This is a genomic window from Salinispora cortesiana, from assembly GCF_000484695.1.
In the GTDB taxonomy this organism is placed as follows: Bacteria; Actinomycetota; Actinomycetes; order Mycobacteriales; family Micromonosporaceae; genus Micromonospora; species Micromonospora cortesiana.
The window spans coordinates 1-12,318 of the sequence record NZ_AXVR01000022.1; the positions used below are offsets into that span (position 1 = coordinate 1).

At 71.7% G+C, this 12,318-nt stretch carries 9 protein-coding genes and 1 pseudogene; 7 read left to right on the forward strand and 3 right to left on the reverse strand.

Annotation, left to right across the window (positions count from 1 at the left end; genetic code table 11):
* Window positions 1-536 (reverse strand): annotated as a pseudogene (locus K228_RS0112075) (CAP domain-containing protein); the annotation flags it as partial.
* Window positions 537-894: 358 nt separating this feature from the next.
* Between K228_RS0112075 and K228_RS0112080 the strand changes: the two are divergent.
* The 3 genes from K228_RS0112080 (at window position 895) to K228_RS0112090 (ending at window position 5,730) form a co-directional block, all read left to right on the forward strand.
* Entirely contained in the window at window positions 895-1,089 is a 195-nt protein-coding gene (locus K228_RS0112080) for a hypothetical protein (protein WP_012181397.1), read from the forward strand.
* A gap of 424 nt (window positions 1,090-1,513) precedes the next feature.
* The gene (smc, locus tag K228_RS0112085) at window positions 1,514-5,110 is read left to right on the forward strand and encodes a chromosome segregation protein SMC (protein WP_025618671.1); all 3,597 of its coding nucleotides are present in this window, start codon (window positions 1,514-1,516) and stop codon (window positions 5,108-5,110) included.
* Window positions 5,107-5,730: an HAD family hydrolase gene (locus tag K228_RS0112090; protein WP_025618672.1), complete on the forward strand. Its 624-nt coding sequence runs from the start codon at window positions 5,107-5,109 to the stop codon at window positions 5,728-5,730. The genes smc and K228_RS0112090 overlap by 4 nt, the downstream gene beginning before the upstream one ends.
* A 3-nt stretch (window positions 5,731-5,733) precedes the next feature.
* Here the strand turns inward: K228_RS0112090 and K228_RS0112095 are convergent, their stop codons facing one another.
* Both K228_RS0112095 and K228_RS0112100 read right to left on the reverse strand, forming a co-directional pair.
* Window positions 5,734-6,261: a DinB family protein gene (locus K228_RS0112095; protein WP_025618673.1), complete on the reverse strand. Its 528-nt coding sequence runs from the start codon at window positions 6,259-6,261 to the stop codon at window positions 5,734-5,736.
* 128 nt (window positions 6,262-6,389) lie between these two features.
* Window positions 6,390-8,126: an alkaline phosphatase D family protein gene (locus K228_RS0112100; RefSeq protein ID WP_025618674.1), complete on the reverse strand. Its 1,737-nt coding sequence runs from the start codon at window positions 8,124-8,126 to the stop codon at window positions 6,390-6,392.
* Window positions 8,127-8,269: 143 nt separating this feature from the next.
* Between K228_RS0112100 and ftsY the strand changes: the two genes are divergently transcribed.
* The 4 genes from ftsY (at window position 8,270) to K228_RS0112120 (ending at window position 12,311) form a co-directional block, all read left to right on the forward strand.
* Window positions 8,270-9,475, forward strand: coding sequence for a signal recognition particle-docking protein FtsY (gene ftsY / locus K228_RS0112105; RefSeq protein WP_025618675.1), 1,206 nt, complete (start codon window positions 8,270-8,272; stop codon window positions 9,473-9,475).
* 10 nt (window positions 9,476-9,485) lie between these two features.
* Window positions 9,486-10,343 carry an aminoglycoside phosphotransferase family protein gene (locus K228_RS0112110; RefSeq protein WP_025618676.1) on the forward strand — a complete coding sequence of 286 codons (858 nt, stop codon included), beginning with the start codon at window positions 9,486-9,488 and terminating at the stop codon, window positions 10,341-10,343.
* 195 nt (window positions 10,344-10,538) lie between these two features.
* Window positions 10,539-11,912 (forward strand): ammonium transporter, encoded by a 1,374-nt coding sequence (locus K228_RS0112115; RefSeq protein WP_025618677.1) that lies wholly within the window; start codon window positions 10,539-10,541, stop codon window positions 11,910-11,912.
* Window positions 11,913-11,972: 60 nt separating this feature from the next.
* A complete protein-coding gene (locus K228_RS0112120; RefSeq protein ID WP_180198442.1) occupies window positions 11,973-12,311 on the forward strand; it encodes a P-II family nitrogen regulator in 339 nt (112 codons plus the stop codon).
* Window positions 12,312-12,318: the final 7 nt, after the last annotated feature.

The window sequence follows — 12,318 nt, forward strand, 5'->3', positions numbered from 1 at the left end:
CTCGGGGGGGCTTGCCAGCCCTGCGTGGGCTGCTCGTGGTGGGGATCACCGGCGCGTCCGTGGCGCGGGTGATCCGCGGCTCCCCAGCCCCGGGCGGGCTCGCCGTCGGGCTGCCAGTGCGCGGTCGGCTGCTGCTGGTCCCACTCGTTGGCGGGCCGGTCCCACTGGTCAGTGGGCCGGTCCCATCGGTCGGCGGGTCGGTCCCACTCGTTGGCGGGCTGCCCCCATCGGTCGGTGGGCCGGTCCCACTCGTTGGCGGGCTGCCCCCATCGGTCGGTGGGCCGGTCCCACTCGTTGGCGGGCTGCCCCCATCGGTCGGCGGGCCGGTCCCACTGGCTGGTGGGCTGCTCCCATCGGTCGGCGGGCTGCTCCCGGCCACCGGAGGGGCTGTCCGGTTCGTCGCCGAACAGGTAGGCGGAGCGCGGCTCCGGGCGGTCTGTCGGCCATGCTGGTTCGTCGGCCGCCGGTTCGGGTTGCCGACGGCTACCGTCCGGGTTCCTCGGGTCGTTCCAGCCGTACACGACGGTCGCCTCCACGGGTTGAGGTGCGGGCCGGGGCGACGCTACGTCCCGGCCGTTGCCTGCGGCAACGTGGCTAAGAAAGAGTTAAGGGGAACCCAGACCCCAGGGGTGGGGAGTTGGCGGAAGTAGTGCGTACAGTTGGGTGGTCCGGACAGTGCATGTCCGCGCCGAAAGGCAACCCCCGTTAGGTGGACAGGTCTACGTGGAGCTGGTTCACGGCCTGTAGCAACTTGACGAAGGAGGGGGTGCCGGCTCAATATGTAGGTGTCGCCAGTCGCGCCCGGTCATGCCCAGAATTTGCTGGAGTGACAGTCGCGTACTAACTGGGCGCGCGTTGGCCGGCTTTTCCGGCAGCGCATATCAAGGAGTCAACATGGCGAAGGCCCTGTACGGCCACGTAGGTGCGGCACCCGATCGGCGCCTGCTCGACGAGGTCACCCGACTGCGTGCCACGGTTCAGGCACTCGAGTTCGAGATCACGCGGCTGCGTGCCGAGAACGATCGGCTCGCGGCGGCGGCAGCCGAGGCGGACGACCTGCTCCGTCTCGCCGAGCCCGCGCTGACCTGACCCACCAGGTCCGCACTGATCCGCAGTCCGCAGAAAACTGAATCGCACCAGGTAAGAAGCGCGCCGACACGACTGTGCCGGCGCGCGGTTCTGTGTGTGCCGTCACCTGGTGTGAATCACCACCGGTGTACGCCGTCACCAGCGGTGGCCGATATCTGCGTCCGGTCATCTGCGCCTCGGGTCATCTGTGCCTCCGGTCACCTGTGCCTCTGGTCACCTGATCTGGTCCAGGGGCGCCGAAACAACGCCCCGAGTCACCGTTTCTTGATCGGCTCGGGCGTGAAACCCGAATCGGATATGACTGGCGGTGGCGCCGCAGGCGGGTCGCGTGCGTGGTGGCCACCGACTGCGGGTTAGTCTGCGGGTTCACCAGGTCCGCGCAGCCGGGCAACGGTACGGCGGCCACCGGACGAGGATCGAGAAGGTGTATCTCAAGAGCCTGACGGTCAAGGGCTTCAAGTCCTTCGCCTCAGCGACGACGCTGAAGCTGGAACCGGGCATCACCTGCGTCGTGGGTCCGAACGGCTCCGGCAAGTCGAACGTTGTCGACGCCATCGCCTGGGTCCTCGGCGAGCAGGGCGCGAAGGCACTGCGGGGCGGCAAGATGGAAGATGTCATCTTCGCCGGCACCGCCGGGCGGGCGCCGCTGGGCCGGGCCGAGGTAACCCTCACCATCGACAACACCGACGGCGCGTTGCCCATCGAGTACACCGAGGTCTCGATCACCCGCCGGATGTTTCGCTCCGGCGAGAGCGAGTACGAGATCAACGGCGACTCCTGTCGGTTGCTCGACATTCAGGAGCTGCTCAGCGACTCCGGCATCGGCCGGGAGATGCACATCATCGTCGGGCAGGGGCGGCTCGACGGCATGCTGCACGCCAAGCCGGAGGACCGGCGGGCCTTCATCGAGGAGGCGGCCGGGGTCCTCAAACACCGCAAGCGCAAGGAGAAGGCGCTGCGGAAGCTCGACGCGATGCAGACCAACCTCAACCGGCTCACCGACCTCACCGCCGAACTGCGCCGCCAGCTCAAGCCACTCGGCCGGCAGGCCGAGGTGGCCCGCCGGGCCGCGGTCATCCAGGCGAACCTACGGGACTCCCGACTTCGACTGCTCGCCGACGATCTCGCCACCCTACGCAGCACCCTGGCCAAGGAGATCGCTGACGAGACCGCGCTGCGGGAGCGGCGCGAGCGGGTCGAGGACGAGTACGCCGACGTGCAGGCCCGCCTCGGCGAGCTGGAGGCGGCGCTCGCCGAGGACGCGCCGCTGCTTGCCGCCGCCCAGGACACCTGGTACCGGCTTTCCGCCCTGCAGGAGCGGTTCCGGTCGATGGAGCAGCTTGCCCGGGAGCGGCGGCGTCATCTCAGCGCCACGCCGGACGATGAGCGGCCGGGCCGTGACCCGGACCAGCTGGAGGCGGAGGCGGAGCACGTCCGCGAGCAGGAGGAGGAGCTCCGCGCGGCGCTCACCGACGACCAGATCCGGCTGGCGGAGGCGGTGGAGCACCGGCAGGAGTTGGAGCGGCAACTCGCCGCCGCCGAGCGGGAGCTGGTTACGGCGGCGAAGGCCATCGCCGACCGACGGGAGGGGCTGGCCCGGCTGGCGGGGCAGGTCAACTCCGCCCGCGCCCGCACGGCCACCGCCGGTGAGGAGATCGAGCGCCTCACCACCGCGTACGCCGACGCCCTGGCTCGGGCGGAGCGGGCCCAGGCCGAGCTGGACGCGGTGGCGGAGCAGTCCACCGAGGCCGATCGGGACAACGCCGGCCTGGACGCCCGCCACGCCGAGGCGGTCGCCGGCCAGGAGCAGGCGCAGGCGGGGGTCCGGTCGTGCAGCGACGCCGAGCGATCCGCGGAGAAGGAAGCCGCCACCTGGAAGGCCCGCGAGGAGGCGCTCGCCCTGGGCCTGCGCCGTAAGGATGGCGCGGGTGCCCTGCTGGCGCGGGCGGGCGAGGTGCCGGGGCTGCTCGGCGGCCTCTCCGGGCTGCTCACCGTCTCGCCCGGGCACGAGGCGGCGCTCGCCGCTGCGTTGGCTGGGCTCGCTGACGCCGTCGTGGTCAGCGGCGTGGACGAGGCGGCCGAAGCGATCCGCCTACTCAAGATCACCGACGCTGGTCGGGCTGGTCTGCTGGTGGGCAGCCCGGCCGGCCCCGGCATGAACGGCCCGGCCGACGCGCTGCGCCCCAAGCTGCCCGACCGGGCCCAGTGGGCGCCGGACCTCGTGGAGTGCGCCGCGCAGATCCGTCCCGCCGTACACCGGGCGCTGCGGGATGTCGTCCTCGTCCCCGACCTCGCCACCGCCGCCGAGGTGGTCGGCGACAATTCCGAGCTGCGAGCGGTGACCCCGGAGGGGGACGTGCTCGGGGCGTACGCCGCCGCCGGCGGGTCCGCCAAGGCGCCGAGCTTCATCGAGGTGCAGGCCGCCGTGGAGGAGGCGCGGACCCATCGCGCCGCCGCCGAGCAGACCGCTGCGCAGCTGCGCGAGCAACTGGTGCGGGCGCGGGCCGAGGTGGCCGTGGCGAAGGAGGCGGTGCAGCAGGCGGCCGCCGCGAAGCGGGAGGCCGAGGGGCACCGCAACGCCGCCGCCCGCCGCCTTGCCGAACTGGGGGCCGCGGCCCGGTCGGCGCGGGCCGAGACCGAACGGCTCGGTGCGGCCCGCTCCCGCGCGACCGAGGCTCGCGAGCGGGACCTCGCCACCCTGACCGAGCTGGCGGAGCGGCTGCAACTGGCCGAGGAGGCGCCGGTGGACGCCGAGCCCTCCACCGAGGAGCGCGACGAACTCGCCGCGGCCCTCCCCCGAGCCCGGCAGAACGAGATGGAGGTACGGCTGGCGGTGCGCACCGCCGAGGAGCGGGTCGCCTCGATCTCCGGACGGGCCGACTCGCTACGCCGGCAGGCCACGGCCGAGCGGGCCGCCCGGGAGCGGGCGGCGGCGCGGCGGGCGGTGCGTACCCGGGGCGCCGCGGTCGCCGGGGCGGTGGCCGCCGGAGCGCACACGGCGCTGGCCCGGCTCGATGTCTCGATCGGTCAGGCAGCGCAGCAGCGGGACGCCGTGGCCAGCCAACGCGCCGCCCGGGAGGCCGAGCTCGCCGAGGTACGCGGCGCCGCGAAGCGCCTCGGTGCGGAGCTGGAGCGGCTGACCGGCCAGGTGCATCGGGACGAGGTCGCCCGCGCTGAGCAACGGCTGCGGATCGAGCAGCTGGAGGCGAAGGCGGCCGAGGACTTCGGCCTGGACCTGGCGACCCTGATCGCCGAGTACGGTCCGGCCCAGCCGGTTCCGCCGACCGATGCCGAGGTCGCCGCCGCCGAAAAGGACGGCCAGCCCGTGCCCGAGCCGGTCGGGTACGAGCGGGCGGTGCAGGAGAAGCGGGCCGCCAAGGCGGAGCGGGAACTGACCCTGCTCGGCAAGGTCAACCCTCTCGCGCTGGAGGAGTTCGCGGCGCTGGAGGAACGGTACAAGTTCCTGAGCGAGCAGCTGGAGGACCTGAAGGCCACCCGGCGGGATCTGTTGACCGTGGTCAAGGATGTGGACGACCGGATCCTGTCGGTCTTCGCCAGCGCCTTCGCCGACACCGCCCGGGAGTTTGAACAGGTTTTCGGCGTCCTCTTCCCCGGCGGTGCCGGGCGGCTGGTCCTCACCCAACCGGACGACCTGCTCACCACCGGCGTCGAGGTGGAGGCCCGCCCGCCGAGCAAAAAGATCAAACGTTTGTCGCTGCTCTCCGGTGGGGAGCGGTCGCTGACCGCGGTGGCGATGCTGGTGGCGATCTTCCGAGCTCGGCCCAGCCCCTTCTACATCATGGACGAGGTGGAGGCGGCGCTCGACGACGTGAACCTGGGCCGCCTGCTCACGTTGCTCACGCAGCTGCGGGAGAAGAGCCAGCTGATCGTCATCACGCACCAGAAGCGGACGATGGAGGTCGCGGACGCGCTCTACGGCGTGACCATGCGAAACGGGGTTACCCAGGTAATCAGCCAGCGGCTCGACCGAGCCGGGGGCGGGCAGGAGGATAGCGAGTGAGTCGGGAACGAGCGACGGCGTTGTTGGTGGACTTCGATGGGGTGCTGCGCCGCTGGGACCCGGCGGTCGCCGCCGGCGTCGAGCGGGCGTACGGGCTCACCGACGGTGTCCTCACCGAGATCGCGATGTCCTGGGGGCTGCTCCAGCCGGTACTGACCGGCCAGGTGAGCCACGCCGAGTGGATGGCCAGCGTGGCCGCGGCGCTCACCCCGTCGGTGGGGGAGCAGCAGGCCCAGGCGGCCGTGCACGAGTGGCAGCGCTACCGGGGCGAGGTCGACCCGCAGGTGTTGACGTTCGTCCGGGAGGTCCGGGCGTCCGGGGTCCCGGTCGGGCTCGCCACGAACGCCACCGACGTACTCGATGCCGACCTCGCCGCGCTCGGGCTCGGGGATGAGCTGGATGTCGTGGTCAACTCGTCGGTCGTCGGCGTGCACAAGCCGGCAAAGGAGTACTTCCAGGCGGCCTGCGAGGCATTGGGCACCGCGCCGTCGCGGGTGCTGCTCATTGACGACGACGACCGGGTGGTCGCGGGGGCCCGGGTGTCCGGCCTGTCGGCGCACCGCTGGAGCGGCCCCGGCGACCTGCGCTACCTGCGGGCCGCCCTGGCTCCGGCCGGCTGACGGTCAGTCTCCGGTGACGCCGTCGAGGCGTTCCCGGATCAGGTCGGCGTGGCCGTTGTGTCGGGCGTACTCCTCGATCATGTGGAGGTAGACCCAGCGTAGGCTGAGCTGGCGGCTGCTGCCGTCCCGTCGGCGCAGCGTGAACTCCTCGTCGAGGTCGCGACCGGCGGCTGCGGCGTCGGCGGCCGCGATCTCGGCCCGGAGCGCGGCGAAATCGGCCTCCGGGTCGGCGGTCTCCACCCGGAACTCGGCATCCGAGTCAGCGGTGAAGTCGAACGGGTCGGGCAGATCCTGCCCGGCGAAGCGCTGCCGGAACCAGGCCCGCTCGACGTAGGTCATGTGTCGAACCAGGCCGAGGAGGGAGAGCAGGGATGGTTCGACGCTCGCGGTGCGCAGCTGGTCGGCGGTCAGGCCCGCGCACTTGTGCAGCAGGGTGTCACGGTGGTAGTCGAGCCAGCCGGTGAGCAGGGCGCGTTCCGCGCCGAGGTAGGGCTCGTGTCGGCGGTCGATCTCCGGTGCTGTCCAGGTCATGCCCCGTATCCTCGCGCAGCGGGTCCAGGACAAGCGCACTACCCCGGTGAGAGCTCATGCCGGCGCCGTTCGGACCGGACCCGGCAGCCTCCGGCGAGCCGGGACCGCCTTCGGTGTTGGGCCGGGCGTCAGTCGCTGGTGAGCTGGTGGCGCATCACCTCCTGCAGCGCACCCGTGCTGGTGGTGCCCGCGATCGTCACCTCGGCCGTCCGTCCGTCGTGGCGCAGGGTGCCGATGGCGTTGCCGAAGTACGGGCCGGCCAGCTTCGTCCAGCGCAGTGGCGGCCGGCGGATCCCGGCGGTACGGGACAGCGCTCGGGCGGCCATGGCCAGGGCAGGTGACCAGCCCAGCCGCAGCGGTAGGCGCATCTCGGCCGGCACCTGGTTGTGCAGCGGGGAGCAGGTGAGCTGGTGTACCGGGGTGACCACCGCAGGGTCGGCGAATCGGGCCCGGGCCACGTACGAGTGGTGCACGTCGCCGCTGAGGACACTGATCGATGCCGGTGGCGGGGCGCCGGGGTCGCGCTCCGCCGGCTGCCCGGGCTGCCCCGGCTCACGGCGAGGCCGGGGCGTCCCGGCCGGCGTGCCGCCACCGACCCGGGCGAGGAGGGCGCCGAGCGCGTCGAAGGAGCGCCGGAACGCCGCCCAGTGCTCGAGGTCGACAGCGCGACGCAGCTTCTCCGCCGCGTTGGCCACCCAGCGCCGGTGGGAGTCGGCGAGCACCTCGTTCCACGCCTCCACGTGGTGGACGCCGGGTGGGAGCAGCCAGGGCAGGGACGAGCCCAGGACCAGGTGGTCGTAGCTGCCGTGGGCCTGGTCAACCAGCCAGGACCACTCGCTTGGCGGCAGCATCGCCCGCCGGCCCGGTTCCAGCACCCGGCTGCACCGGTTGTCGAGCATGACCAGGCGGGTCCGGCCGAGATCGAGCGCGAAGCTCCACCGGTACCGCACCGCCCGCCGCTGTTCGGGACCGTGCGCGAGGCCGGACTCCCGGTCGACCTGGTGACCGAAGTCGCGAAGTACGTCGGTGGCGTCCGCGGCGGCGGTCACCTTCGCGTAGAGCGGGTCGGCCACGACCTCCTTCGGGGCGAGGTTGCCGAGGTGCTGGTAGACCCAGTAGGAGGCCAGCCCGCTGCTGATGCGCTCGCTCCACCAGGGCTGGGCGCGGGCGTCGGCACGCCAGGCGGCGGAGGTGTTCCAGTCGTCCACGATCTCGTGGTCGTCGAAGATCATGACGCTCGGCACGGTGGAGAGCAGCCAGCGGGTCTCCGGGGCGCGCCACGACTCCAGGTAGAGCTTGGTGTACTCGTCGAAGCTGACCACCTGGTCGACCGGCGCGCCCACCGGCCGCCGGCGACGCCGCCGGAGTAGCCGCCGCACGGTCGGTGAGGTCTCGTCGGCATACACCTGGTCTCCGAGGAGCACCAGCAGGTCGGGCAGCTCCGCCGGGTCGGGGGTGGCGGCCAACCCGCGGGCGTACGCGTCGAGCGCGTCCGGGGGCAGCCGGTGGGCGGTGGCGTGCTGGGTGGATTCCCGGCACGAGCCAAACACCAGGCGTACCGGCTGGTCCCGGTCGTCGGCGGCCCGGGTGCGGATGACGCTGGGTCGGTCCGGGCCGGGCAGTGGCCAGACGGGCTCCCCGTCGAGCAGCACCTCGTAGCTGCTGGCGGTGTTGGGGGTCAGCCCGGAGACCACGACCAGGGCGTAGTGGTGCTGGTAGGCGGAGAAGGTGGGCGCGGTGCCGGTGGCGCCGTCGGCGGTACGGACGGTGACTGTCGCCGGGGCGCTGGTCTCCACCCAGATGGTGGCCTGCGTGCCGACCACCCGGCGGAGCAGTGGGCCGACGAGCAGGTCTGCGGCGGGCATGATGGGCCTCCCGATGAGCGTGTCGTCCCTGCTACCCGGTCGGCGGGCGCAGCGCTGGGCGCGGACGAGCCTATTGCCCACCGGCTTCCGGCGGGGGTGCGGTGGTGGAGACGCGATCGCTGGCGTCTGACAGGATTTCGGGCATGACGGATTACCTCCTCATCGCACTTGCCCTGCTCGGCGTGCTGATTCTCGGCACCGTCGGGCTGGTGGCGCCAAAGCTGCGTCGCCGTCGGGAGCCCCCGTTGCCGACGACGGAGGTCGAGACCCGCGCCGAGGAGGACCTCGCCGGACCGCCGGTCGAGGCGGCCGAGGCGGAGCCGCCCGTCGGGATCCTGGTCGAGCCGCCGCCGGCTCCCCCGGTGCAGGTGCCGGAGGTCCCGGTCGAGGTCCCGGTGGAGGTTCCGGAGCCGACCGCCGGCCGGTTGGTTCGGCTCCGCTCCCGGCTGTCCCGCTCGCAGAGCGTGTTCGGCAAGGGGCTGCTGGGCCTGCTCAGCCGGGACCGCCTCGACGAGGAGACCTGGGAGGAGATCGAGGAGAGCCTGATCACCGCGGATGTCGGCATCGACTCCACCCGGGAGATCGTTGACCGGCTCCGCGAGCGGACCCGGGTGCTCGGCACCCGCACCGTCGCTGAGCTGCGTACGCTGCTCGCCGCCGAGCTGGTCAACGCCCTCGACCCGGAGCTGGACCGGGCCCTGCACACGGCGCCGAAGGACGGCGTGCCGGCGGTGCTGTTGGTGGTGGGGGTCAACGGGGCCGGGAAGACCACCACCTGCGGCAAGGTCGCTCGGGTGCTGGTGGCCGATGGCCGGAGTGTGATCCTCGGCGCGGCCGACACGTTCCGCGCCGCCGCCGCGGACCAGCTGGAGACCTGGGCGGGCCGGGTCGGGGCGGAGACCGTTCGGGGCCCGGAGGGGGCCGATCCGGCCAGCGTCGCCTTCGACGCGGTCAAACGCGGGATCGAGACCGGGGTGGACACGGTGTTGGTCGACACCGCCGGCCGGCTCCAGAACAAGGTCGGCCTGATGGACGAGCTGGGCAAGGTCAAGCGGGTGGTGGAGAAGCACGGTCCGATCGATGAGACGCTGCTGATCCTCGACGCCACCACCGGCCAGAACGGTCTGGAGCAGGCGCGGGTCTTCACCGAGGCGGTGGACGTGACCGGCGTCGCGCTCACCAAGCTCGACGGCACCGCCAAGGGCGGCATTGTGATCTCCGTGCAGCGCAAGCTGGGCATCCCGGTGAAGCTGGTCGGCCTCGGCGAGGGCAAGGACGACCTGGCTCCGTTCGACCCCGCGCAGTTCGTGGACGCGTTGCTGGGGGCCGAGACCGGGCCGGACGCGTAACACCACGGTGATGACCAACAATCGCGCTCACCCCGGGTGGCGCGACCCACACCGCCCGACATCCCGCCTCGGGCGGCCCTACGTGATGGCCCAGGAGATCCCGCTGCGCGGCGGCAACGTGAGCACGGTGGTCCGGGTCGGGGACACGGTCCGGCGCAACACCGGCCCGTGGACACCGTCGGTGCACGCCCTGCTGCGGCACCTGGAGTATGTGGGCTTCACCGGCGCCCCTCGGGCGCTGGGGATGGATGAGCGTAACCGTGAGGTGTTGTCGTACCTGGAGGGGGAGTGCGGGGAGTACCCGCTGGCCCCGCACTGGGTCACCGACGAGGCGCTGGTGACGGTCGCCACGATGCTGCGGATGTTTCACGACGCGCAGTACGGCTTCGTCCTGCCAGAGGGTGCGGTGTGGCGTTCCTTCGGCCCGTCGCCGGAGAACGAGGTGATCTGCCACCACGATGCCGCCCCGCACAACGTCGTCTGGCGCCCGGACGGCACCCTCGGAATGATTGACTTCGATCTCGCCTCGCCGGGCTCCCGGATCTACGACGTCGCGTACGCGGCCTGGACTTGGGTGCCGATCTTCGCCGACCGAGACTCGATCACCCTCGGGTGGCGGCGTCCGGACCGGCCACGGCGACTGCGGCTCTTCGCCGACGCGTACGGGCTCATCCCGCGTGATCGGCATCGGCTGGTTCGTACCATCCGCAAGCGGATCGTTGACCACGTGGAGGGCATCCGGCGGATGGCCGCGGCCGGGGATCCGGCCTTCGTACGGATCGTCAACCGGGGGCACCTTCGCCGCCCGATGCGGGACCTGCGCCTGCTCGAGTACGAGCGGCACGCCCTGGAGGGCGCCCTGCGCTGACGGGTCGGCTGCCGCGACATCGTCCGTCCGGACAGGTCCGGCCTTCTTCACACGTACGAAACAGGCCGTCACCGCCTGGAAATCGATGGGTGACGCTGCGGGAAACAGGGAACGAGCAGGCTTCCGGGTAACCGGTGGACGGGCAGTGCTGCCTCGGAAGCCGTTAGGGAGGGAACTTCACCTTAGGAGGCCAGCGTGCCTGAAGCACCGACCATCGACACCGGCAACACCGCGTGGCTGCTGGTGTCGAGCGCGATCGTGCTGCTCATGACGCCCGGACTGGCGCTGTTCTACGGCGGCCTCAACCGGGCCAAGGGCGTCCTCAATATGATCATGATGAGCTTCTCCGCGATCGGGCTCGTCAGCATTCTCTGGTTGTTCTACGGCTTCTCCGCCGCTTTCGGTACGGATCAGGGTGGGGTCATCGGCGACCTCGGCCAGTACCTCGGCACCAAGACCTTCATGGCGGAGACCGACCTGTGGGGCGAGACCGGCATCCCGCTCTACGTCTTCATGGCGTTCCAGATGATGTTCGCTGTCATCACGGTCGCCCTGATCAGCGGTGCGATCTCGGACCGGGCCAAGTTCTCCGGCTGGCTGCTGTTCGTGGTCGGCTGGGCGAGTCTGGTCTACTTCCCGGTCGCACACTGGGTGTGGGGCGGCGGATTCATCGGTGCGGAACTCGGCGCACTCGACTTCGCCGGTGGCACCGCGGTGCACATCAACGCCGGGGCGGCGGCGCTGGCCCTGGTGCTGGTGCTGGGCCGGCGGCTCGGCTGGCCTCGGGAGACGATGAAGCCGCACAACGTCCCCATGGTCGCCCTCGGTGCCGGCCTGCTCTGGTTCGGCTGGTTCGGCTTCAACGCCGGCTCCGAGTTGACCGCGGACCTGACCACGGGGCTGGCCTTCGTCAACACCCAGGTGGCGACCGCCGCCGCCGTGCTCGGCTGGCTGCTGGTGGAGCGGGCGCGGGACGGCCGACCCACCCTGGTCGGTGCCTCCTCCGGCGCCATCGCCGGGCTGGTCGCGATCACCCCGGCCTGCGCCTTCATCACCCCGTGGGCCGCGGTGCTGCTCGGCCTGGTCGCCGGCGCGGTCTGTGCGTTGGCGGTGAGCCTGAAGTATCGGCTGGGCTTCGACGACTCGCTCGACGTCGTCGGCGTGCACTTCGTCGGTGGCTGGATCGGCTGCCTGTGGATCGGTCTCTTCGGCACGTCGTCGGTCAGCTCGCTGGTCAGCGACGAGGGCCTCTTCTACGGCGGCGGGCTGGCCCAGCTGGGCGTCCAGGCGCTCAGCGCGTTGATCGTCACCGGTTACTCCTTCGCGGTGGCGCTCGTCCTCGCCCTCGTCCTGGAGAAGACGATCGGCTTCCGGATCAGCAAGGAGGCCGAGGTTGAGGGGATCGACATCACCGAGCACGCCGAGAGCGGCTACGACCTCTCTCCCGCCGCCGGTTCCGCCGGTGGCGGCGCGTTCGCGGCGGCGGGCCTGGCCGGCGGGAAGCCGGCCGGGGAGAGCAGCGCCGCGGAGCAGGTCGCGTCGGCCTCGTCGGCGGGTGGTCGGCGGTGAGCGGCGGGCCCGCCGTCGAGCAGGTCACTGGTTAACGTTCCGGGAATGGAGGGGTTGGACATGAAGCTGGTGACCGCGGTCATCAAGCCATATCAGCTGGACGCGGTGAAGGAGGCCCTGCACGCGCTCGGTGTGGCCGGCCTGACCGTCAGCGAGGTCCAGGGCTACGGCCGCCAGAAGGGGCATACCGAGGTGTACCGGGGTGCCGAGTACACGGTGGAGTTTCTGCCCAAGATCCGGGTTGAGGTACTCACCGACGAGCTGGATGTCGACAAGATCGTCGACGCTGTCGTCGCCGCCGCCCGGACCGGCAAGATCGGTGACGGCAAGGTCTGGGTCACCGCGGTCGAGGAGGTCGTCCGGGTCCGTACCGGCGAACGCGGCCTCGACGCCGTCTAGGCGCCCC